Raw genomic sequence first — 23,577 nt, forward strand, 5'->3', positions numbered from 1 at the left:
TCAGACCGTGCCAGACAGTGAGGCGGCTGTCCGATGGTGGTCAAGGACTGGTGCTCAACGACGCAGCCGTCGGGCGACCTGTTGCACCATCGTGGTCAGCTCCTTGACCTGGGCAGCCTGCGCCCCGAGGAGCAGCATGCCGAGATGCAGCGCCCCGACGATAGCGGCCCCGATCAAGGCCAGCACCATCGTCGGCTCGTCGTTGATCATGCCCAGTGCCGTGCGGAGCAGCCAGGCGGCGGCCGCGGCGACCACCGTCACCATGACCAGGCGGGCGAGGAACCCGAGCAGCCCGCGGCCGTCCAGGTCTCCGAGCGTGCGCTTGAGCACGACGTACGAGACGACGGAGCCGACCAGGTAGGAGAGCGTGTAGGCGCCGGCGAGCGCGGGCGCGGTGTACTCGGCGGAGACGGCCCTGGTCAGCAGCACCGCGGCCACGATGTTGGTGGTGGCGACCGAGCACTGGATGAAGAAGACGGTGCGGTTCTGCTCCAGCGAGTAGAAGCCGCGCAGCAGCAGGTAGTGGATCGTGAAGAAGACCAGCCCGGCCGCGAAGATCGACAGCGTCGGGGCGTACTCCTTGAACGCGTCGGCGCCGGCGCCGTGGCCGAACAGGATGTGGGCGATGTCCTCGGAGAGCACCGGGAGCAACGCGGCGATCGGGATCACGATGGCGAGCGCGTTGCGCAGCTGGTGCGACAGCGTACGTCCGAGCTCGGGCAGCTCGCCGGCGGCGCCGTGGCGCGAGAGGAGCGGCAGGATGGCCGTGGCCAGCGAGACCGTGATGATCGAGTGCGGGACCTGGGTGACCAGGAAGCTGTTGGAGTAGACCGTGTAGCCGGTGCCGCCCTCGGCCGAACCGGTCGAGGCGAGCCGCGTCACGATCGTGTACGCCACCTGGTTCACGACCACGAAGAGCACCGTCCACACGCCCAGCTTCGCGGTCTGTGAGAGTCCGGCGCCGCGGAAGTCGAAGCGGGGGCGGAAGCGTACGCCGGTCTTGTGGAGCACCGGCAGGAGCAGCAGGAACTGGAGAACGATGCCGAGCGTGGAGCCCAGGCCGAGGAGGATCTCCTGGCCGGTGGTGAAGCCACCGACGTTGGACGGCCCGAAGACGACCAGGTAGATCACCAGGGTCGAGATCGCGATGATGTTGTTGGCGATCGGGGCCCACATCATCGGGCCGAAGCTGCCGCGGGCGTTGAGCACCTGCCCGACCAGCACGAACATCCCGTAGAAGAAGACCTGCGGCAGGCACCAGCGGGCGAAGTCGATGGCCGACTCGAGCTGGGCCGCATGGTCGGGCGTGTACATCTCGGGGCCGAGGTAGAGGCGCATCAGCAGCGGGGCACCGAGCACCAGGAGGATCGTGACGGCACCGAGGAACAGCCCGGCGAGCGTGATGATCCGGTCGGTGTAGGCCGCGCCGCCGTCCGCGTCGTTCTTCTGCGCCTTCACCAGCTGCGGCACGAGCACCGCGTTGAAGACACCGCCCGCCAACAGGATGTAGAGCATGTTGGGCACGGTGTTGGCGATGTTGAAGACGTCGGCGTGCAGGCCGGAGCCCAGCGCCGCGACCAGGAGCGCAGAGCGGATGAAACCGCTGGCGCGCGAGAACATGGTCCCCGCGGCCATCACCGCGCTGTTGGCCAGGACCGAGCTTCCGCCGGACTTCTGCTCGGTGGCTGTCACATCGCTCCTGACGTACGTGCTTTCTTGGCCTTCATGATGCGCCGGGTGAGACGCACGGCGATCGCCGCGAAGAGTAGCGCGCAGCCGGTCCCGACGAACCACCAGATCACTCCGCTCACCTGCGAGGGGCGGATCGGGACGGAGGCGTGGGCGCCCAGCGGGTTGCCCTTGGTGTCGGTGACGACGATCAGGGCGGTGTGGGTGCCGGTGTCGCGCATGCTGGCGGCGAGGTTGAAGCTGGCCTTGGAGTTGGCGTCGAGCTGGACGGGCTCGGAGGTGGCGACCCGCAGCGACTCGTCGGTCATCGCGTCCAGCCGCACCGTGACGGGCTCGTCGAGCTCGTTGCTCAGGGTGACCTGGAACTCGCCGCCCTTCATGCTGGAGAGGATCACCTTCGGCGGTACGGCCACGGTGACCGAGCTCAGTTCGGAGCTGACCTGGCTCAACGCGTCGGCGGCCGGGTCCGCGTCGCCCTTGCGGGCGGAGTAGGAGGTCGAGGTCAGGGCCTCGTTGACGATGTCGGAGGCGACCTCGTCGTTGTGGGTCAGGATTCGCTGCAGCATCTCGCCGGCGCCGATGAGTTCGTTGGCCGTGTCGATCCGGTCGGTGGAGATCTCGGCCTTCATCTCTCGGCGGGGGTAGCGAAGCTTGTCGGCGGTGATCGATGTCGGCTTGTGCCCGGCGACGGCCTCGTCCAGCGTCGAGGACGAGATCCAGGCGGCCTTGTTCCATGGGGTGACGAACGAGGCGGCGCTCTGCGGCGGGTGCCAGCCGTCGGGGAGGACCGCGATGAGCGGCTTGCCGGAGCCGCGGAGCAGGGCCGCCTCGGCGACGAGACGCTGGCGTACCGAGATCGCGTCGATGGGGTCGTTGGGTCCGGGTCCGCCGGCGGCGGCGCCGGAGGAGGTCACGATCATCTGGTGACCGTCGAGGTCGGCGATGACCGGCGTGGTGCCGCGGAGCATCCTGTCGCTGACCAGGTTGACCGCGCCCGGCTCGAGCAGGTTGACCGCGGCACGGTCGAGGTAGCCGGTCGGCGGAGCGACGGCCGAGGTCGCCTTGATGCCGAGCTCGGTGAGCGCCTTGGCGGTGTGCTCACGCGCTGTGGCCAGCAGGTCGGGGTCGGTCGTGGCGAGCGCGGACAGGTCCGGATCGCCGTACGGGAGAGCGAGCAGGTTGTGGCCGGCGAGCGCCTCCTCGAGGCGCCCCAGCCAGACCGTCGCGGCCTTCTGTGCGGCCTCGGTCTCCTCGTCCATCGCCTTCTCGGCGTCGGTGTCCATGCTGGGCGAGGGGCTCGGCAGCAGCGCGGAGGCCGAGGGCGAGGCGCTCTGGCTCCCGCTCTCCTCCGGCTCCTCCTCACCCTCGTCCGTCGGCGCCAGGTTGCGGGCGGGGTTGCCCTCGGCGAGGTTGCGTACGGCATCGATCAGCGCGGGATCGATGGCCCAGGTCAGGTCGGGCATCTCGGCGCCGGTCTCGAGCATCCGGAAGAGGCGTCCGCCGGCGCCCAGGTCGCGGGTCCAGCCCGGGAGGTAGTTCACGCTGCCGTCGCCGTTGTAGACCACGCTGCGCCGGAGCGGCATGACCAGGGACACCTTCTCCGCCTTGGCCTTCTTGTTGGGCTCCTTGACCAGCGGCAGGAAGGTGCGTGCCCGGCCGTCGGCGGTCTTCGGCGTCGTGGAGCCCAGCGCGTGGACCCCGAACCAGTAGACGCCGGGCTCGGTGATCTCCAGCCGCTTGCGCGGCACCGAGAGCGACCACGAGTAGGTCTCGCCGGGCGCGAGGTCGGGGATCGCTGCGTACGTCCCCTCGGTCACGATCCGCTCGCCGACCAGCGAGTCCGCGGGCAACTCGGCGGCCTCGGCCAGCTCCTCGGAGGTGGTCATCGGCGTGTCGCCGACGAACGGGTAGACATTGACGCCGTGCCACTCCTCCTCGGTGGTGTTGGTGACCTTGCCGCGGACGGTGATCCGGCCCTTGGTGCGGCCGTCGAGGCTGACGGTGTCGAGCTCGTCGATGCTCATCGCGAGCGGGTCGGGCTCCGCGGTCTCCTCCGCGGCCCGGGCCGGAGCGGCCAGCGTGGTCGCGGACAGCATCAGCAGAAGGGGTGCCAGCAGCACCAGGACGAGTGCGGCGGTGACTCGCCCACGTGGCCGTGGCGGCCTCGCCTGATGCTGGCGGACTGGCATGACTTCGAGAATATCTTTCAGGGGGTGCGGTCCTCGTAGACTGCGGCGTTGTGTCCGACAGCCAGCTTCCCCCGATCAGCGTCGCCGATGTTCAGCGATCGGTGACTGCTGAACTGGACCGTATCGCACCTGTCATCGACTCCCTAGGTGAGGCCTTCGCTCGCTCGGGCTTCGAGCTGGCGCTCGTCGGTGGCCCGGTCCGTGACGCGATGCTCGGCCGGCCGCACAACGACCTCGACTTCGCCACCTCGGCCCGCCCCGAGGAGACCGAGAAGATTTTGCGTACGTGGGGCGAGGCGCTGTGGGACATGGGCCGCGACTTCGGCACCATCGGCACCCGCAAGGGGCCGTGGCAGATCGAGGTCACCACCTACCGCTCCGAGGCCTACGCCGCCGACTCCCGCAAGCCCGAGGTGGCCTACGGCACGTCGCTGGCCGACGATCTCGTACGCCGCGACTTCACCGTCAACGCGATGGCGGTGCAGCTTCCTGGCCGCGAGGTCGTCGACCTCTACGGCGGCGTCGTCGACCTAGCGACCCGGGTGCTGCGTACGCCGGGGACGCCGGAGGCGTCGTTCTCCGACGACCCGCTGCGGATGATGCGGGCGGCACGGTTCGCCGCCCAGCTCGGCTTCACGGTGGCCCCCGAGGTCGTCGCCGCGATGAAGGACATGGCCTCGCGGATCTCGATCATCTCCGCCGAGCGGGTCCGCGACGAGCTGGTGAAGCTGATCTGCGCGCCCTACCCGCGCCGCGGCCTCTCGCTGCTGGTCGAGACCGGGCTGGCCGACCTGGTGCTGCCCGAGCTGACCGCGCTGCGGATGGAGCGCGACGAGCACAACCGCCACAAGGACGTCTACGAGCACACTCTGACGGTGCTCGAGCAGTCGATCGACCAGGAGGAGCGTCTGGGTGGCGGCCCCGACTTCGTGTCCCGGTTCGCGGCGCTGATGCACGACGTCGGCAAGCCGCGCACCCGGAAGTTCCACGACGACGGCACCGTCTCGTTCCACCACCACGACGTCGTCGGCGCCAAGATGACCCGCAAGCGGATGAAGGCGCTGCGCTTCTCCAACGACGAGATCGAGGCGGTCTCCTCGCTCGTCGAGCTGCACCTGCGCTTCCACGGCTACGGCGACGGTGAGTGGACCGACTCCGCGGTCCGTCGCTATGTGCGGGATGCCGGCGACCAGCTCCAGCGCCTCCACGTCCTCACCCGCGCCGACTGCACCACCCGCAACCGCCGCAAGGCCGACCGCCTCGCCCGCACCTACGACGCCCTCGAGGCCCGCATCGAGCGGATCTCCGAGGAGGAGGAGCTCGCCGCCCTCCGCCCCGCCCTCGACGGCAACCAGATCATGTCGCTCCTCGACATCCCTCCCGGGCGCGAGGTCGGGGCTGCGTACAAGTTCCTGATGGACCTGCGTCTCGACGAGGGGATCCTCTCCGAGGACGAAGCCGCCAAGCGGCTCCTGGACTGGTGGGCCGAGCGCTCCGCATAGTCCGTTCGGGCTATGTCGCTCGGCATGGTTCAGCCTTAACGTAAACCCGCGCGTCGTGAGGCTGTCCGGCGCTGCGTGAGCCCGTCGGCTCGCCCCACCGAGCTCGAAAGTCTCACATGCGTCTTCTCTCCCCGGCGTACGTCGTCGGCGGTCTCCTCCTGGCCGGCCTGATGACCGTCGGGCTTGCCTCCGCTGGTGCGGCGGACACGGAGGTCACCGTCTGCAATGGCCTTCCGGTCACGATCGACCTCAACACCGCGGCGGGCGCAGCTGCCACCGAGGGGGCAGACGTCATCCTCGGTACGCCCGGCGACGACACGATCAACGGGCTCGGCGGTGACGACACCATCTGTGGTGGCGAGGGTGACGACCGGCTGTTCGGCGAGGACGGCGACGACACGCTCGTCGGTGGTGCCGGGAACGACAGCATCGGCGACGGCGTGATCGAAGCCTGTGACGCGGACGAGAACGTCTATCTGGGCGGTGAAGGAGACGACTCCCTCCACGTGAACTGCGCGAGCCTGAGCCAGCACACGCAAGTCGTCCAGCCCGGCGCCGGAAATGACGTCGTGACGTGGCCGTACGCCGGTGACGAGATCGGCTCTGACACCAACTATCTGTCCTACGCGGATGTCGCAGGCCCGGTGGAGATCGACCTGAACCCGGTCGAGGTCGACGGCCGCATGGTCGTCAAGGTGACCGGCGGAGCCGGCACCGACATCATCCGGGCCGCCCGCGACGGTGCGGCGCCGCGCGTACGTTTCGTGATCGGCAGCCAGGGCGACGACACGATCACCGGGACCGACCTGACCGAAGCGCCGGGCTCGTGGAAGCCCGTCGAGGAGCTCAACGGGGGTCCTGGCGCGGACACCATCCGCGGCGGGGCCGGCCGAGACTTCCTGAGCGGCGACGTCGGTGCCGATCGTCTCCACGGTGACGCCGGTGCCGACGTGCTCCACGAGGGCGGCCTCGGTGACGGGTTCGACCCGGAGGTGGCCGACGACCAGCTCTTCGGCGGAGCGGGCGACGACAAGGCCTACGTGGGCATGGGCGACGACGTCACCGATCTCGGCGACGGCCGGGACGAGATCACCTACGCGTTCTCACCCGTGGCTGCCACGGTGTCGTTGGCGACGACCACCGCTCAGGACACCGGTCTGGGGCGCGACTCCGTCTCCGGCGCGGAGGTCGTGACTGGTTCCCGCTTCGTGGACACCCTCGCGGCCGGCGTCGGCGGCTCGACCCTCTCTGGTGGAGAGGGGAAGGACCAGTACATCGGTGGGCCGGGCGATGACACCTTCGACGACAACCAGGCATCTATCTCGTACGCGGCCGCATCCGGCCCGATCACGATGACGCCCAGCTCTGTCGGACAGAACAAGATCACCGTCGTCGGCCAGGGAACAGACACCTTCAACGTGTGGTCGGTCTCAGGTCAGGACTGGCGCCTGATCGGGTCGGCGTACGACGATGTCGTCGAGTTCGGATTCTTCTGTGACGTGGCCGGCGGCAACGGTGACGATCGGTTCATTCCAGCTCGGGACACCGACTGCGACGAGTACGCCGTTTCCGGAGAAGACGGGGACGACCTCTTGGAGTTCCAGGAGGACGACTACCGAGTCGGCTACTGGTCTGCGAGGTTCGACGGTGGCACCGGCATGGACATGGCCTCGTTCGCGAAGGTCTCGGGGTGGGTCGAGTACACCGTTCCGGCCGGAGTGGAAGGCGTCATCGGGTCAGCCGGTTACGACCGTCTCACCGGAGACGCGCGGGCGAACCGGATCGAGGGCGGCCCCGGTGACGATCAGATCTTCGGTGGCGCCGGCAACGATGCGATCGACGGCGGTGCGGGTGACGACACCGTCCACGGTGAGGCGGGAGACGACGCGGTTACCGGATCGGCCGGACTCGACGATCTCGACGGAAGCGACGGCAACGACCGTGTCGACGGCGGCGCCGACGCGGACACCGTACGCGGCGGCATCGGCGACAACACCCTGATCGGCGGGCTCGGTGACGACCTCCTGGAGGGCAACTCGGCGAAGGACTCCATCTACGGTGGCGATGGGAACGACACCGTGAGGTCCGGCGCCGGCAACGACATCATCGACTTGGGCGCGGGCGGCGACGCCGTCTATGCGGGCGATGGGAACGACGCCGTCACGGCAGGGGCCGGGAACGACGTCATCCACGGTGACGCCGGCGATGACCGTCTCGATCCCGGCACGGGAGTGGACTCGGTGTTCGGCGAGATCGGCAACGACACGATCCTCGGCGGCGCCGCGGTCCCCATCGGCGGGCAGGGTGACGTGGTGTCCGGTGGCTCCGGGACGGACACGGTCACCTACTCCTCGGCCAAGGCCGGCGCACGCGCGTGGATGAAGGCCGACTACTTCACCGCGGATGCCGACTCTCTCGCTGAGGTCGAGTCGGTGATCGGGAGTCCGTACTCCGACGACCTCCGCGGCGACCATCTCGCGAACCGGATCTCCGGAGGCTCCGGCAACGACCACATCGAGGCGTTCGGTGGCAAGGACGTGATCTCGGGCGGCGACGGCAACGACAGCATCGACCCCGGTGCGGGCGACGACGTCGTCAGTGGGGCGAGCGGCGCGGACACGGTCGCCTACGGCAGCGCCTCGAAGACCGGGGTTCGAGTCACGCTCGCCTCGACGGCGGCCCAGAACACCGGCGGATCCGGCTACGACCGGATCAGCACGATCGAGAACCTGACCGGGTCGTCTGCCAACGATGTCCTCACCGGCTCGCCCGGCAACAACGTCATCAGCGGCTCGTACGGCAATGACACGATCAGCGGCGGGCGCGGTTCCGACAGGCTGATCGGCGGCTCGGGAACGGACACCGTCACGTACGCCTCCGCGGGAGCGCGGGTGGTCGCGTCGCTGGCACGTGCGACCGGCGGAGCGGGCACCGACGCGCTGAGCGGCTTCGAGAACCTGACGGGAAGTCGCTACGACGACAAGCTCGAGGGGAATGGCGCGAGGAACGTGCTCCAAGGTGGCGGCGGTCGTGACGTCCTCTATGGCTACGGCGCTGACGACCGCCTCTACGGCGGGAGCGGGCCCGACAGGCTCAACGGCGGATCAGGTCGGGACTACGGCAACGGTGGGGCGGGCGCCGACACCTCGACTTCGGTCGAGGTCAAGGTCAGCGTCGGCTGAGAACCCAATTGACATCTGGGCGCCTACTGTCCATCGAGCCATACTGACGGTACGGTTCCGCGTATGACGACGATCACAGATCTCGAGGCAACGACCGCCATCAACGCGACGCCCGCTCAGGTGTGGGCCGCGATCACGGACCTTCCGCGGATGGCTTCGTGGAGCCCGCAGGTGGTGAAGACCGTGGTGTTCGGCCAGGTCAAGGAGGGCACCCGCTTCTTCAACATCAACCGTCAGGGCTGGAAGCACTGGCCGACCAACGCCAAGGTCGTACGCTTCACGCCCCACTCCGACTTCGCGTTCCGGGTCGCGGAGAACACGACGGTCTGGTCCTTCCAGATCGACGAGACCCCTGAGGGGTCGCTGGTCACCCACCGCCGCGAGACCCCGGACGGCATCTCCGCGCTCTCCCGCTCGCTGACGAATGCGGTGCTCGGGGGTCAGGAGAAGTTCACCGAGGAGCTGCGTACGGGCATGGCCACCACGCTCGCCAAGCTCAAGGCCGACCTCGAAGGCTGACCCTCCCGCGCCGCGGCCTCGGCGTCAGGCCCCTGCCCTGGTCCAGCGGTAGACGCTGCTGGTGGAGACGCCGAGCTGCGCGGCCACGTCGGGGATGCGGGCCCCGGCGTCGACGAGGAGCCGGGCGGCCTCGGACTTGTCGTCGGGGAGATTCGCCATCAGCTCAGCGATCTCGTCGGGAAGGATGTCGGGGTAGTCCATGGCCGGCTCGGGGTCGGGGATGTTCTCCGGGAACGGGATCCGGTCGAGGAGCGTGCCGTCGGCGTCGGACGGCCTGGTGGCCGTGCGGACGTTGCTGAACTGTGGCGCCATCCCGGCGCCCGGGGCAGCGTCGGCGGCCGTGCGCGCGGCATCGGTCACCCGGCTCGAGACGCGGCGGCGGGTGTCCGGGGTGGCGAGGGCTGATGCCATCTCGCGGGTTCGGGTCTCGCGCGACGGGGTCACCTCGCGGGGTACGTCGGTGACCGAGTCGGAGACGGCGTCGGTGGTCCTGTCGAAGTGGATGCCGGTAGGCGCCTCGATGGCACGGTCGGCGTCAGGAGCGGGTGCCACGTGCGGAACCTGCTCCACGACCGGCACGCTGAGCGCCTCGTGCACGTCGGGCAGGGTGATCGGCAGCCGGTCGGCCTGGCGGGTGCCTTCGGCGACGGCGGCGAAGGCGTCGACCCACTGGGTGATCTGGTCGCGCATCGCGCCCGGCGCGACCGACCGCAGCGCGACCGCCTCGGCGCGCCAGTAGCGCTTCTGCGCGCGCTCCAGCTTCCGGCGGGACGAGGCCGTACGCTTCCGCACCGCCGTGTCGCGAGCCCGGCGCCATTCGACGCGGGTGGCCAGGAGGGCGTGCATCCGGGCGCCCATCCGCAGGTCGGACCAGGAGCGTTCCATGGCGAGGTGTCGGTCGCCGACGAGCGCGAGGTGCCACATCAGCGCCGCCAGGAGCGGCACGATGAACCGGAACGCGGCGGCGGTGACGGCGTGGCCGAGGTGGATCTCGTGCCAGCCGGCGAAGAAGCCTGACGCGGCGGACAGCAGCCAGGTCAGGGTCAGCAGCGTCTGCGCCGGCCGGTCCTGCTGGGCCGCCTCGCGAGCCATCAGAGCGACCGTGACGAGCGAGAGCTCGAAGACGCCGGCGAAGGCGTAGGCGTTGATCGCGCCCATGGCGAGCACGTCCCGCCCGAAGCCGACCATGGCGACGTACGCGGCGGCCGTCGAGATCAGCGCGACCGAGACGGCGCCGAAGAGGATGAGGCCGCGACCACTTCCGGTCGAGCCCTTGCCTGTCGGGGTCGTGTCGTTGTCGGGACGCATCGTGGGGGTCTCCCGTGCCTGAGGCGGTCGATCGTTCGGGTCCCGGAGTCTAGGGGATCAAACAGGTGTTCGAGATGTACGTGGATGGAGTGTTGACAAACCCGGTGGAAATTCGGCCGCAGTGATCCATCAGGCAGGGCTACAGTCCGCTCATGTCGAAGACGGCGGTGCGCCGCGTACTTTTCAAGTCGTTCTGGGCCGTGATCGGCCTGGTCATCGCGGTGAGCCTCTTCAAGCTGGCCTTCACCGGCTCGACGCAGGATGCCGATGGGGCGCCACTGACGCCGACCGGGAAGATCCCGCCGGAGGAGGTGGTCGTCGAGAAGGGCACCATCTCCAACGCGCTCACGGTCGAGGGGACGATCGTGATCGACAAGCCGGTCTCCGCCACCAGCTCGGTCACCGGGGTGCTGGCGCACCGGTTCGCCGAGACCGGCGCCAGGGTGAAGAAGGGCGACAAGCTCTTCCAGGTGCGCACGGAGGAGGAGCCCGCCGAGGCCGAGCCCGTCGAGGAGCCTGCCGAGGAGCCCGGGAACGTCGATGACGCCGCCGGCGACGGCGATCGTGACGATGCCCCGGTCGAGCCGTCGCCGCCGAAGCCGGTCTATCACTGGTACACGGTCGTCGCGCCCGCCACCGGCATCGTCGGCAACTACGCCGCCGAGCTGATGGGCGAGGTGACCGAGGACGGGGTGGTCGTCTCGATCCGTCCCACGACGTTCCATGCGGTCGGCGCGATCTCGCCGCTGGACCGCTACCGGCTGGCCAGCAACCCGGACGAGGCCACGGTGACCATCGAGAGCGGCCCGAAGCCGTTCAACTGCACCGATCTGCGCATCGGCGACGCGGCGACCGAGACGATCACCAGCAACGAGCCCGAGGGCGAGATGATGGAGGGGGAGCCGGGGGCCGAGGGCGACTCGGGGGCGGGCGCCCGGATCAGCTGCCTGGTCCCGGAGAAGGTCACCGTCTTCGACGGTCTGACCATGACCATGGCCATCGACGCGGGCAAGAGCGACGGCGACGTCGTCACCATCCCCGTCACCGCGGTCACCGGTCTGGTCGGCGACGGCACCGTCTGGGTCGTCGGCGAGGACGGAACCCCGACCGAGCAGCCGGTCAAGCTCGGCGTCACCGACGGCAAGCTCGTCGAAGTGACCAGCGGGCTGAAGGCCGGCGACTCGGTCCTGCGGTACGTCCCGGGCTCGAAGGAGACGGGCGGCGGGATGGACGAGGGGATGACCGAGGAAATGCCGATGGGGGAGATGTGAGCGCGGAGGAGCTGCTGAGGCTCACCGGCGTGGCCCGCACGGTCGAGCTCCCCGACGGCGAGGACCTGCACATCCTGACCAGCGTCGACCTCGACGTGAGCCGCGGCGACCATGTCGGCATCGTGGGCCGCTCGGGCACCGGCAAGTCGACCCTGCTGAACCTGCTCGGCCTGCTGGACCGGCCCACCGGCGGCACCCTGGAGTGGGCAGGTCGCAACGTCACCGACATCAGCAACCGGCAGGCTGCCCGGATCCGCGGTCGTGATGTCGGGTTCGTCTTCCAGCAGTTCAACCTGCTGCCGGGGCGTACGGCTCTGGAGAACGTGATGGCGCCACTGCTGTATGCATCGGGCAAGGAGTTCTGGCAGCGGCGCCGGATCGCGGCCACGATGCTCGACAAGGTCGGGCTCGGCGACCGGCTCGACGCGATGCCGCAGTTCCTCTCCGGCGGTGAGCAGCAGCGCATCGCCATCGCCCGCGCGCTCGTCCGGACGCCGTCGGTCGTGCTGGCCGACGAGCCGACCGGGGCGCTCGACGTCGAGACGGGCGCGATGGTGATGAGGCTGCTCGACCAGGCGACGTACGACTCCGGCGCCGCGCTGATCACGATCACCCACGACCAGAACGTCGCCGCCCTGGCACGGCGGCGGTTCCAGCTCGCCGAGGGACGGCTGCACCCGCTGACCGAGGAGGCAGCGGCGTGAGGAGCAACCTGGCGCGCCTCGTCACGGGCCTGGCCGCCTCGACCGTCGAGGCGTGGCAGGAGCTGCGCATCCACCGGCTCCGGGTGCTGTTGTCGCTGGTCGGGGTGGCGGTGGCGGTCGCCTCGATCACCGCGACCGTCGCGGCCGGCCAGATCGCCAAGCAGATGTTCACCGAGTCCTACGAGATCGACGGGCGGCCGGCGCACATCTCGGTCATGGCCTACGACCCCCACACCGGCATGCCGCTCTCCGTCGAGCGGGTCCGGCCCGCCTTCCAGACGGTCGCGGAGCGGTTCGACGTGAAGTACGCCTCGGCGAGGATCTCCGCCTACGACATCAAGGCGACCACCGCGAGCACCAGCAAGCGGGTGGAGCTGATGGGGGTCGACCCTGCGTACGCCGCCATCCACCGGGTCGTGGTACCGCAGGGTCGCTGGCTGCAGGCCTCGGACGAGGAGCGCCTCTCCCCGGCGCTCGTGGTCGACGAGACGTTCCTGAAGAAGCTCGGCCTGCGGGGCACACAGCTGCCGACGTCGGTGGACCTGAAGGGCCAGGGGATGTCGGTGACCGCCACGATCATCGGTGTCACGAGCCTGCGGGGCTACGGCACGCCCCGCGCGTTCATGCTGGCCGACTCGCTGGAGCACTGGCAGGCCGGAGCTCCCACGGACGCCAGCTACGAGATGTGGGTGCCGATCGACGGCGCCAACGAGCTCGCCGGCGAGATCGGCATGGCGATGCGCGCCGAGCTCCCGGGACTCCAGGTCGACGCCCAGCGCGACGACTACCTGGCGTGGGGCGGTGAGGACCCGATCGGCCCGATCAAGTGGGTGATCATCGGGATCGCCGGCATCATCCTGCTGCTCGGCGCCCTGAGTCTGCTCAACATCGCCCTGGTCACCATCCAGCAGCGGATCCGGGAGATCGGGATCCGGCGCAGCTTCGGGGCGACCACGGGGCGGGTGTTCTTCTCGGTGCTGATGGAGAGTGTCGTGGCCACCGTCGTCGCGGGCGTGGTCGGCGTGCTCCTGGCCGTGGCCGCCATCAAGAACCCGCTGGTGCAGAAGCTCGTCCTCCAGGGCATCGACGACGTCCCGCCCTTCCCGCTCTCGGCGGCGTTCCTCGGCCTCGCCGTCGCGCTCGCGGTCGGTGCGATCGCGGGCATCCTCCCGGCGATGATCGCCGCGCGGGTGAAGATCATCGACGCGATCCGCTTCTGACGCCGCGTACGAAATGCGACTGCCCCGGGTGCCAGGCACCCGGGGCAGCTCAACAGCAGAGGGTCACTCGCCGCGGATGAACGCCTCCAGCTGAACGCGACCCTCGGTGTCCTCGATCTGAACCGGCGGGCTCTTCATGAGGTAGGCCGAGGCCGGGATGATCGGGCCGCCGATGCCGCGGTCCTTGGCGATCTTGGCCGCACGGACGGCGTCGATGATGATTCCCGCCGAGTTGGGGGAGTCCCAGACCTCGAGCTTGTACTCCAGGTTCAGCGGGACATCACCGAACGCGCGGCCCTCGAGCCGGACGTATGCCCACTTGCGATCGTCGAGCCACTGCACGTAGTCGGACGGGCCGATGTGCACGTTGCGGTCGTCGATCTTGTCGGCCAGCTCGCCCTTGAGGTTCGAGGTGACGGCCTGGGTCTTAGAGACCTTCTTGGACTCCAGGCGCTCGCGCTCGAGCATGTTCTTGAAGTCCATGTTGCCGCCGACGTTGAGCTGGTACGTACGGTCCAGCGCGACGCCGCGGTCCTCGAACAGCTTGGCCATGACGCGGTGGGTGATGGTGGCACCGACCTGCGACTTGATGTCGTCACCGACGATCGGGACGCCGGCGGCCTCGAACTTCGCGGCCCACTCGGGGTCGGAGGCGATGAAGACCGGCAGCGCGTTGACGAAGGCGACGCCCGCGTCGATCGCGCACTGCGCGTAGAACTTGTCCGCCTCCTCGGAGCCGACCGGAAGGTAGGAGACGAGAACGTCCACCTCCTTCTCGCGAAGGACCGAGACCACGTCCACGGGGTCGAGGCCCGACTCGGAGATGGTCTGGCGGTAGTACTTGCCCAGACCGTCGAGCGTGGGACCACGCTGGACCTCGACGCCCTTGAACGGAACGTCGGCGATCTTGATGGTGTTGTTCTCGGAGGCGTTGATCGCCTCGGAGAGGTCCTTGCCGACCTTCTTGTCGTCGACGTCGAAGGCAGCGACGAACTCGACGTCAGAGACGTGGTAGTCGCCGAACGTGACGTGCATCAGGCCCGGGACGCTGCCCGCCGGGTCGGCGTCCCTGTAGTACTCCACACCCTGGACCAGGGAGCTGGCACAGTTGCCGACTCCCGCGATTGCTACACGAACCGAACCCATCGGGGCTCCTTCCAATACTCCGGGCCGACACCGGCCCGAAGGTCATCACTCGTTCTCTTGGCTGCTCTGCGCTGTGCGCGAGACGTCCGCTTCGTCGCGTACGCCATCGTCATCCCCCAGATCCCCCTGACCCGCCGCCTGCTCGTCGTTCACAGGCCTGGGGTTGCGTTCGGCGTCGATCAGAGAGGAGAGCCATCGGACCTCCCGCTCGACCGACTCGACGCCGTGACGCTGAAGCTCGCGGGCGTAGGAGTCGACCTCTTTCTGGGTCATGGCAAGCTCGCGTTGCACCCGATCGAGCCGCTCCTGGAGCCGGCTGCGACGTCCTTCGAGGACGCGAAGCCTGATCTCCATGTCGGTGCGACCGAAGAACGCGAACCTGATGTCGAAGTTGTCGTCCTCCCAAGCCATCGGACCGACCTCGGACATGAGCTGGGTGAACTCACGCTCTCCGGCAGGCGTCAGCTGGTAGACGATCCGCGGCCGCCGGGTCACCGGCGTGACGGACTGCGCCTCCTCTTCGATGAGGTGCTTGCGCAGCATCTTCTTCAGAGCCGGGTAGAGCGAGCCGTACGACAGCACTCGCCCCCAGCCCAGCATCAGGTTGAGCCGCTTGCGCAGCTCGTAGCCATGCATAGGCGACTCGTGCAGCAGCCCAAGGACTGCCAACTCGATCGTCTCTGCGCGACGTGCCATGCGACCTATCGTACCGATATATCCGTGATGGCAAATAGAGACCTAAGTCTTGTCTGTCTACGCCTGAAGAGCCCGCTTCGATGCAACCGTCACCGAACTGTTGACGTCGGGTGACTTGAGGCGCGCTGGGCGTGGATGCGGGAGCGCTAGCGTCGATTGCGTACGCTGATGGCTGCCGTTCACCTACCCGAGGAACCACCCGGGGAAGGTCAGGCAAGCGTCGCGCGTCAGGTTGATGGGATTCCCTCGGGGGGATTCAGCGACGTCGGGGGATTGTCAGTGTCAGCCCGTCCGGTCACGTGCCGGGCAGTCACAGGAGCAGTGCAACACCCGTGAGCGACCCATCCGGCGGCTTTTCTCAAAGGCCCAGCCCCCGCAGTGCCAGTCCCCGTAGATCCAATCTCGGTGGGCAGCAAGGACGACCCCAGGGCGGACCGCGCCCACCGCAGGGTGGTCCGGGCGGTCGTCCGCCGGCACCGCGCCGTCCCCAGGGCGGTCCGCAGGGTTCTCCGCAGGGGCCGTCCTCAGGCGGTCGCCCCCAGCCCCGCGGCCAGCGGCCGATGCCTCCCGGCGGTCCCCGCCCCGGTCAGCGGCAGCCCTACCCGCCGGGACCCCGTCGTCCCGGCGAGCCGCCGGTCGACCGTCTCGGTCAGCGGCCGGCGCGTCCCGAGCGTGGCGGCGGCGGTCGCGGGCCGCGTGACCCCAACTCCGTAGCCGGCGCGCCGAACGGCCGCTTCGATGACGAGGGGCTCGACAAGAAGGCCCTGGCGGCCCGGATCGGCAAGATCGCGGCGATCTGCGCGCTGGTCATGGCGCTGATCGGCAGCGGCGCGGTGATCATCTCCTACAACATGATCTCGATCCCCAGCGCCAACGCGGCGTTCGAGGCCGAGTCGAGCTTCGTCTACTACGCCGGCGGCAAGAAGGAGGTCGGCCGCTTCCAGGCGGGCGACCAGAACCGTGACGCGCTGAGCGAGGACGAGATGCCCGCGCTCATCAAGGACGCGGCGGTGGCCGCCGAGGACCGCAGCTTCTACGAGAACAACGGCATCGACCTCAAGGGCATCGCCCGCACGCTCTTCACCAACGCCACCACCGGCAGCGCGGGTGGTGCGTCGACGATCACGCAGCAGTACGTCAAGAACCTCTACCTGACCCAGGAGCGCACCTACTCCCGCAAGGTCAAGGAAGCGGTCATCTCGCTGAAGATCAGCCGGCAGAAGTCGAAGGACGAGATCCTCACCGGCTACCTCAACACCGTCTACTTCGGCCGCGGCGCCTACGGCGTCCAGGCCGCGGCGAAGACCTACTTCCGCAAGTCGGCCCAGGACCTCAACATCAAGGAGGCCGCGGCGCTGACCGCGATCCTCAACAACCCCAACGGCTTCGACCCGGAGAAGGAAGGCAAGGACTCCGGCGGCACCGAGCTGCTCGGCCGTTACCAGTACGTCCTCAACGGCATGGCCGACCTCAAGAGCCAGGGCAAGGCGCTCAGCGACTACGACGAGGCGACGCTCGAGAAGGCGAAGGCGGCGCTGCCCAAGTTCCCCAAGCCGCTGGCCGACAGCCGCCTCGGTGGCCAGAAGGGTCACGCGCTCACCCTGGTGAAGAACGAGCTGAAGTCCCTGAAGAAGGAGAACGGCGAGCCTCTCTTCACCGAGGAGGACATCGACAGCAAGGGCCTGAAGGTCACCACCACGCTCAGCGCGAAGGCGATGAAGGCCGCGGAGCAGGCTGTCAAGGACGTACGTCCTGAGGACAAGAAGGCGGTCAACGCGAAGCACCCGGAGAACGAGCTGCACGTGGGCGCCGCCACGGTCGATGTGAAGACCGGTGCGCTCAAGGGCTTCTACGGCGGCCAGGACTACCTCGACTCCCAGATCAACTGGGCGGCCTCGGGCGGCATGGCCGGCTCGACGATGAAGCCGTTCACCCTCGCCGCGGCCCTCGAGGCGGGCTACTCGCTCAAGGACACCTGGACCGGTGAGGGTGGTTGGGAGATCCCCGGCACCGACCGGGTGGTCCGCAACTCGGGTCAGACCGCAGCGGACCCCACCGGTCACGGCTACGGCGACCACATCACCGGCATCAAGGCGATGGAGGAGTCGGTCAACACCTCCTTCGTCGAGATGTCGACGGCGCTGCCCAACGGCAGCCAGGACGTCTACGACATGGCGGTCAAGGCCGGACTGCCGCCCGACGAGCAGCATGCCGAGAACGCACCTGCCGACTACCGCTCGATCCCGGCCTACTCGATCGACTTCGACCCCAAGAACTATCTGCTCACGCTGGGTCGTCAGGCGATCAGCCCGATCAACATGGCCAACGCCTACGCGACCATCGCCAACGGCGGCGTGCGCAACACCGTGCACCTCGTCTCGAAGGTCGTCGACGCGAAGGGCGAGGTCGTCTACGAGTGGGACCAGCGTGACGGCGAGGAGCGGGCGATGTCCGAGGACACCGCCGACGACACCTCCTACGCCCTGCAGCAGGTCGTGAAGGACGGCACCGGCCAGTCGGCCGGAGTGATCAACCAGCCCGCTGCCGGCAAGACCGGCACCGCGACCAACGCCGACGATGACGTCTCCTCGGCATGGTTCGCCGGCTATACGCCTCAGCTGTCCACGGCGGTCATGTACGTCCGTGGCAAGGGCTCCGGCAAGCTGGACAACTGGCTCGACTCCTACTTCGGAGCCGGCTACCCCGCCGAGACGTGGGCCCAGATCATGGGCACGCTGACCGACGACCTCGACCTCGAGGAGTTCCCGGAGCCGGCGTGGAAGGACGGCGAGGCGCCGATGGACGGTCATGAGCCGTCGCTGACCGCCACCCCGACCCCGACTCCGACCCCGTCGGAGAACTGCTCCAAGAAGGACGAGCGCAAGGGCCTCTGCATCCCGATCGAGGAGCCGGATGCCAGTGAGTCGCCCACGGATGGCGCGACCGACGGTGATCCGGGAGAGGGCACGACTCCTGACCCGTCCGAGTCGACCGAGCCCGGGGTCACCGAGACCGCGTGTGACTGGTTCGGGGACTGTGAGTCGTCCTCGCCACCGGCGGATGGCAATAATGGCGGCGGTAATGGCGGCAGCACCGAAGAGGGCACTACGCAGTGACAGAAGGTCCAGTGACCGCCCCCACGGCGGAGGATCCGGTCGTCAGGACCGCTTCCACCGCCGTGGGCGGTCCTCTCGGGGGCCTCGCACACGGCCGACGGCGCTGGTTCAGCGCGGTCGGCCTGTTGCTGCTCCTGACCTCGCTCACCTTCGCGATCGGGATGGTGTCGAAGCAGACCTGCTACAACGCCACCTGGACCAACGGCGACACCAGATACACCCACTTCTGCTACTCCGACCTGCCCTATCTCTACGTCGATCGCGGCCTGGCCGAGCACGAGTGGCCCTACTCCGCCGATCCTGAGGTCCGGGCGCGCTACCAGCAGGTGATGGAGTATCCGGTCGGCATCTCCTACTACGCCTGGGCGACGTCCCACGTCACCGACTGGCTGACCGACACCCCCGACGAGGACGACCGCCATCTCGTGGAGACCTCGAGCTTCTGGGGTCTGCCGGGAATGCACCACGAGATCCGGGTCTTCATCATCGTCAACGTGATCGGCTTCGCGGTCGCGGCGCTGCTCTCCGCCTGGTTCCTGGCACGTACGCACCGTCGACGGCCCTGGGATGCGGCGGCGTTCGCGCTCGCTCCGGTGCTGGCGGCGACCGGGATCATCAACTGGGACATGCTGGCGGTCGTCTTCGTGGCCGGCGCCCTGTGGGCATGGTCGCGCGACCGGCCGCTGCTGACCGGCATCCTCATCGGCCTCGGCTGCGCGACGAAGCTCTACCCGCTCTTCCTGCTCGGCGGGCTCGTGGTGATCTGCATCCGGCGCCGTCGCTACTACGACCTGGCGGTCGCCGCCCTGGCGACGATCCTCGCCTGGGTGCTCGCCAACCTCCCCGCGATGGCCACCGGGCTGGAGGAGTGGAAGGTCTTCTGGAGCTTCAACTCCGAGCGCGGCCCCGACCTCGGCTCGCTGTGGCTCGTGGTCCAGCAGGCCAGCGACGCGGCGATCTCCGCACACACGGTCAACCTCGTCTCCTGGGCCTTCTTCATCGCCTGGTGCAGCGGCGTACTCATCATCGGGCTGACGGCCCGGGAGACACCGCGACTGGCACAGCTCGGCTTCCTGATCGTGGCCGGGTTCCTGCTGGTCAACAAGGTGTATTCACCGCAGTACGTCCTGTGGCTGCTGCCGCTGGCCGTCCTCGCCGTGCCGCGCTGGCGTGACCAGCTCATCTGGCAGGCCGGTGAGCTCTTCTACTTCGTCGCGGTCTGGTGGTATCTCGCGGACCTGCTGGCCAGCAGCGGCGGAGACCAGCCGGTGTACTGGTTCGCGATCATCGCCCGGGTCGCCGCCGAGATCTACCTCGTCGCGGTCGTGGTCCGAGAGATCTACGAGCCGTGGCGCGATCCGGTCCGGTGGACCGAGGCCCGCGCGGAGACTCAGGAATCCAGGACGATCTCGTCGAACGAGGTCGCGGTGTAACGCACCCGCACCTCGAGCTCCTCGCCGACCTCGGGCACACGCGCGCCCGAGGGAAGCATGAGCATCGACTCCTGCATGTGGGGCGGCTCGGCGAACCAGAGCGCCTTGCCGTCGAGCGTGTACGGCGAGCGCGACTGCCCCATCGCGTCGAGCCCACCGCGGGCGACCGCGAGGGCGCGGGAGCGCAGGTGGGTGTCGCCCAGCGGCGCCTCGAGCCCGATCCCGTGGGCGGTGCCGCCGGAGGCGACCACCAGGTGGCCGGCGCGCATCGCGGTGCGGCCGCGGTAGCCGTAGGAGTAACCCCGCTCGAGCGGGTGTACGTCCTCGACGGTCGCGGTCACGGTGAGCGCGCCGCGGTCACCGAGCCAGAGTGCGGTGCCGACGCGGGGCCGGAAGGTGATGTCGCCGTAGGCGGCGCGCAGCTGGGCCAGCTCGTTGGCGCTCAGGTGGGAGACCCACACCGTCTTCGCCTCGGCGCCGACGACGGCGTCCATCTGGGCGCGTACCTCGGCCAGCGAACCGCCGTCGAGGCCGAAGTGCATGGTGATGCCCTCGAAGCGGGCGTGCTCGCGGGCGACGGCGGCGGTCGGCCACAGGTCGCTCGGCGTCATCCCGTGGCGGCGCATCGAGGTGACCAGCTCGACGATGACCCGGGCGCCGGGCTGGCGCTCCAGCAGCAGCGGCAGGTCCTCGGGGCGGCTGATCGTGTGGATCACCCGGTCGGCGATCTCCGGGTTGATCTCGGGTGAGTAGGGCCGCCACGGGGTGAGGACGTAGATCGACCCGCTGAACCGGGTCGCGACCTCCCACACCTCGTTGTAGGTGCCCACCGCGAGCGTGTCGACGCCGGTGTCGAGGCTGTTGAGCCACTCGGTCTGGTGGGCGAGCTTGCGCAGGGTGAGGCCGTAGCCGTTGCCCTTCGCCACCGGGACCAGGCCGGGGGTCGCCTCGGCGAAGGTCTGGACGTGCTTGCGCCAGCGATCGGCGTCAACGGTCAGTTTCAGCGGCATACGGAGATCAGCGCCTCTTCATGTAGACATCGAAGGCCGTGTAGATCGGCTTGTTCAGCGGCAGGTCCCACTCCCCGGCGTACTCCACCGCCTGGCCACCGGTGCCGACCTTGAACTGGATCAGCCCCACGTGGGAGTCGTCGGTGGAGAGCGTCGGAGTGATGCCGCGCAGGTCGTAGGTGGTCGCACCGGCGGCCATGGCGTCCTGGATCATCGCCCATTGCAGGGCGTTGGAGCCACGTACGTCTCGCTTCTCGGTCGAGGAGGCGCCGTAGGAGTACCAGGCGTGCTGCCCGACGCGGACCATGATGGTGGCGGCGACCAGATCGCCCTCGTGCCGGGCCAGGAAGAGCTTGATGCGCTCCGGATCCTCGGACGACATCGCCCAGAACATGGTGCTGAAGTAGCTCCGCTGCCGGGGTGTGAAGTGGTCGCGGGCGGCGGTGTGGACGTAGAGGTCGTGGAAGGCGCTCAGGTCACCCTCGAAGTCGCCGTCCGCGGGGGCGGTGGGAGAGGTGACGGTGACCTCGACGCCCATCTTGGCGGACTTCTTGATGTTGCGGCGCCAGAGCTGGTTCATCCCCTTGAGGACCTCGTCCTCGGTCTTCGGCGTGCCGTCCTCGTGGGCCAGCGGGATGACGAAGTTGTACTGCGGCTGGCCCGCGCCGAAGCCGTCCTCGGGGGACTGGAGCTTCCAGCCCGCCGCCCTCAGCTGCGAGACGACGCGGGCGCCGGTGGCGTCGCGGTGGGTCGGGGTGAGCTGGTTGAGCCGCTGGACGGTGTCGTCGGCGATGCCGTCCTTGACCTGGTTCGCGTTCCAGGTGGCGGTGGTGACGGGCGGGCCGATACGGATGCCGAAGGCGCCGTTCTTCTTCAGGTACGCAGCCAGCGGCGCCAGCCACGGCGCGAGATCGCCCGACCAGTCGATGCTCGGACCCTCCGGCAGGTAGGCGAGGGTGAACCGCTCCAGCTTCGGGACCGGCCGGTGCAACACCAGCGCGGCGCCGACGAGGGCACCGCCCTGCAGGCTGTCGAACCATCCGATCGACTCCGAGCGCCACTCGGTCTTGACCCGGGCCCACGACGGGGTCTGGAGGAAGCTCACGCTGGGTTGCTTCTCGATGAAGGCGAGATGCTCCGCAGCGGTGATGGGGCGCACGGTGAGACTCACCCGCAGAAGGCTACCCGCTCTGGCGGTAGGGCCGAATCCCGGTGGTCGAGCCGGTCGGGACCGCCGTCCGTGAGCGTCTCGCCGCCTCAATGTGGGGACAATCCCGCCGCTCCCTAGTGAGTCGGGGCCGTTGAGACGCTATTGTCAACGACCAGATGTATCACGGCTTGGGGCCCGGGCCTCCTTGTAGCCGTGACAGCAACTATGACCACCACGATGACGCGTCCGCGCGCCATCTGGCCCCCCACCGGCTCGCCGCCGATCCGGAGGCCACCGGTCGAGGAGGAGACTGTGACACGGGTACCACGGGGGATCGGTCATGCCGACGCACCTGTGACCGTGTGGTCCCGGGCCACGGCCGACTTCGACCGTTGGCTCAGCGGCGACTCCGCCGCCCTCGACGAGCTGGTCGCGACGATGACGCCCGTCCTGTGGCAGGTCGCGCGCTCCTACCGACTCTCTGCCGAGCAAGCGGAGGACGTCGTCCAGAACACCTGGCTGACCTTCGTACGCAAGCACTCCTCGATCCTCGACACCGCAGCCGTCGGCGCCTGGCTCACGCTGACCACGCGCCGTGAGGCCTGGCGGGTCGCGAAGCGGTCCGGGCGGGACGTACCTGTGGAGGACGAGGCGCTCGAGTCCCGCGTCCCGACGCAGCGTTCGGCGGAGTCCCTGGTCGTCGAGGGCGACCGCAACTCCCTCATCTGGGCAGCCGTCGAGGGCTTGCCCGAGCGGTGCCGGCGACTGCTGCGCGTGGTCGCCTTCTCCGACCGGCCGGACTACGCCGGTCTGGCCGAAGAGCTCGACATGCCCATCGGCAGCATCGGCCCCACCCGCGGCCGCTGTCTCGGGAAGCTGCGGGACGCACTGCGCGCTGTGTTCGATGAAGGGGAGGTGTCGTGATGGGTCGCTCGGAGGAGCCCACTCGCGAAGAGCTGTTGGGCCTGGTTCGACAGGCTTATGTTGCCGGTGACCCCGTCCCCGGGGGCCTGATCTCCCGGATGCAGGCGGCCGCCGCAGGCGCCGCCGAGGAGTCCGGTCTCGGGCTCGATCTGGAGCTGATGCTCCTGGTGGAGTCTTCGGGTGCCGAGGCGGCCGGAGTACGCTCGTCCGCCCCTGCCTCCGCCCGCTCTGCCTACACGTTGCGCTTCGCCCAGTCCGGCGTAGATGTCCTGGTGCGTGTCGCGTCCGACACCGACACCACCGCCCGCCTCGACGGCTGGGTCGTCCCCGGCTCACCCATGACCGTCCGCGCCGTCCGCGCCGACGATGTCCGTACGCCGATCGTCGCCGTCACCCTCGGAGCCTCGGGTCGCTTCGAGCTCACCTCGTTGCCCGCCGGCCTCATCCGGCTCCGCTTCGAGCCTGCCGACGGCTCTGCTGCTTTTCTGACCCCCACGTTCGAGATCTGACCAGGAGTA

At 68.9% G+C, this 23,577-nt stretch carries 17 protein-coding genes; 10 read left to right on the forward strand and 7 right to left on the reverse strand.

The window, feature by feature from the left end; translation table 11 throughout:
* Window positions 1-54 precede the first annotated feature (54 nt).
* A complete protein-coding gene (gene murJ, locus ACW14X_RS14605) occupies window positions 55-1,692 on the reverse strand; it encodes a murein biosynthesis integral membrane protein MurJ (protein WP_457162462.1) in 1,638 nt (545 codons plus the stop codon).
* Window positions 1,689-3,878: a DUF6049 family protein gene (locus tag ACW14X_RS14610; RefSeq protein ID WP_457162463.1), complete on the reverse strand. Its 2,190-nt coding sequence runs from the start codon at window positions 3,876-3,878 to the stop codon at window positions 1,689-1,691. The genes murJ and ACW14X_RS14610 overlap by 4 nt, the downstream gene beginning before the upstream one ends.
* Window positions 3,879-3,928: 50 nt before the next feature.
* On the opposite strand from ACW14X_RS14610, the gene ACW14X_RS14615 reads away from it, so the two are divergent.
* From ACW14X_RS14615 to ACW14X_RS14625, 3 genes are all read left to right on the forward strand, one after another.
* Window positions 3,929-5,380 carry a CCA tRNA nucleotidyltransferase gene (locus tag ACW14X_RS14615; protein ID WP_457162464.1) on the forward strand — a complete coding sequence of 484 codons (1,452 nt, stop codon included), beginning with the start codon at window positions 3,929-3,931 and terminating at the stop codon, window positions 5,378-5,380.
* Window positions 5,381-5,496: 116 nt separating this feature from the next.
* Complete coding sequence (locus tag ACW14X_RS14620) at window positions 5,497-8,562, forward strand: calcium-binding protein (protein WP_457162465.1); 3,066 nt, start codon at window positions 5,497-5,499, stop codon at window positions 8,560-8,562.
* 63 nt (window positions 8,563-8,625) lie between these two features.
* Entirely contained in the window at window positions 8,626-9,081 is a 456-nt protein-coding gene (locus tag ACW14X_RS14625) for an SRPBCC family protein (protein WP_160026122.1), read from the forward strand.
* Between the two features lie 24 nt (window positions 9,082-9,105).
* Here the strand turns inward: ACW14X_RS14625 and ACW14X_RS14630 are convergent, their stop codons facing one another.
* Window positions 9,106-10,389, reverse strand: a complete 1,284-nt coding sequence (locus tag ACW14X_RS14630; protein ID WP_457162466.1) for a helix-turn-helix domain-containing protein — start codon at window positions 10,387-10,389, stop codon at window positions 9,106-9,108.
* Between the two features lie 152 nt (window positions 10,390-10,541).
* Between ACW14X_RS14630 and ACW14X_RS14635 the strand changes: the two genes are divergently transcribed.
* From ACW14X_RS14635 to ACW14X_RS14645, 3 genes are read left to right on the forward strand one after another with little or no spacing between them, the layout of a single operon-like run.
* Window positions 10,542-11,660 carry a hypothetical protein gene (locus tag ACW14X_RS14635; protein ID WP_457162467.1) on the forward strand — a complete coding sequence of 373 codons (1,119 nt, stop codon included), beginning with the start codon at window positions 10,542-10,544 and terminating at the stop codon, window positions 11,658-11,660.
* Window positions 11,657-12,364, forward strand: coding sequence for an ABC transporter ATP-binding protein (locus ACW14X_RS14640; RefSeq protein ID WP_457162468.1), 708 nt, complete (start codon window positions 11,657-11,659; stop codon window positions 12,362-12,364). Before ACW14X_RS14635 ends, ACW14X_RS14640 begins: the two co-directional genes overlap by 4 nt.
* Window positions 12,361-13,584, forward strand: a complete 1,224-nt coding sequence (locus ACW14X_RS14645) for an ABC transporter permease (RefSeq protein WP_457162469.1) — start codon at window positions 12,361-12,363, stop codon at window positions 13,582-13,584. Before ACW14X_RS14640 ends, ACW14X_RS14645 begins: the two co-directional genes overlap by 4 nt.
* A 63-nt stretch (window positions 13,585-13,647) precedes the next feature.
* Here ACW14X_RS14645 and ACW14X_RS14650 read toward each other — a convergent pair whose 3' ends face one another.
* Together ACW14X_RS14650 and ACW14X_RS14655 are read right to left on the reverse strand one after the other, a co-directional pair.
* Window positions 13,648-14,730, reverse strand: a complete 1,083-nt coding sequence (locus tag ACW14X_RS14650) for an inositol-3-phosphate synthase (protein ID WP_160026126.1) — start codon at window positions 14,728-14,730, stop codon at window positions 13,648-13,650.
* A 45-nt stretch (window positions 14,731-14,775) separates the two neighbouring features.
* Window positions 14,776-15,426: a PadR family transcriptional regulator gene (locus tag ACW14X_RS14655; RefSeq protein ID WP_160026127.1), complete on the reverse strand. Its 651-nt coding sequence runs from the start codon at window positions 15,424-15,426 to the stop codon at window positions 14,776-14,778.
* Window positions 15,427-15,986: 560 nt separating this feature from the next.
* On the opposite strand from ACW14X_RS14655, the gene ACW14X_RS14660 reads away from it, so the two are divergent.
* On the forward strand, window positions 15,987-18,542 hold the full coding sequence (locus tag ACW14X_RS14660) for a transglycosylase domain-containing protein (RefSeq protein WP_160026128.1): 2,556 nt from the start codon (window positions 15,987-15,989) through the stop codon (window positions 18,540-18,542).
* An 11-nt stretch (window positions 18,543-18,553) separates the two neighbouring features.
* Window positions 18,554-19,975, forward strand: a complete 1,422-nt coding sequence (locus ACW14X_RS14665; RefSeq protein WP_457162470.1) for a glycosyltransferase family 87 protein — start codon at window positions 18,554-18,556, stop codon at window positions 19,973-19,975.
* Here the strand turns inward: ACW14X_RS14665 and ACW14X_RS14670 are convergent.
* On the reverse strand, window positions 19,933-20,985 hold the full coding sequence (locus ACW14X_RS14670; RefSeq protein ID WP_350837740.1) for an alanine racemase: 1,053 nt from the start codon (window positions 20,983-20,985) through the stop codon (window positions 19,933-19,935). The two genes, ACW14X_RS14665 and ACW14X_RS14670, sit on opposite strands and share 43 nt — an antisense overlap.
* A 7-nt stretch (window positions 20,986-20,992) precedes the next feature.
* Window positions 20,993-22,156: a lipid II:glycine glycyltransferase FemX gene (locus ACW14X_RS14675; protein ID WP_160026131.1), complete on the reverse strand. Its 1,164-nt coding sequence runs from the start codon at window positions 22,154-22,156 to the stop codon at window positions 20,993-20,995.
* Window positions 22,157-22,447: 291 nt separating this feature from the next.
* Between ACW14X_RS14675 and ACW14X_RS14680 the strand changes: the two genes are divergently transcribed.
* Both ACW14X_RS14680 and ACW14X_RS14685 read left to right on the forward strand, forming a co-directional pair.
* Complete coding sequence (locus tag ACW14X_RS14680; protein ID WP_160026132.1) at window positions 22,448-23,059, forward strand: RNA polymerase sigma factor; 612 nt, start codon at window positions 22,448-22,450, stop codon at window positions 23,057-23,059.
* Window positions 23,059-23,568, forward strand: a complete 510-nt coding sequence (locus ACW14X_RS14685; protein ID WP_160026133.1) for a hypothetical protein — start codon at window positions 23,059-23,061, stop codon at window positions 23,566-23,568. The genes ACW14X_RS14680 and ACW14X_RS14685 overlap by 1 nt, the downstream gene beginning before the upstream one ends.
* Window positions 23,569-23,577 lie beyond the last annotated feature (9 nt).

Source organism: Nocardioides sp. YJ-D4 (assembly GCF_054031495.1).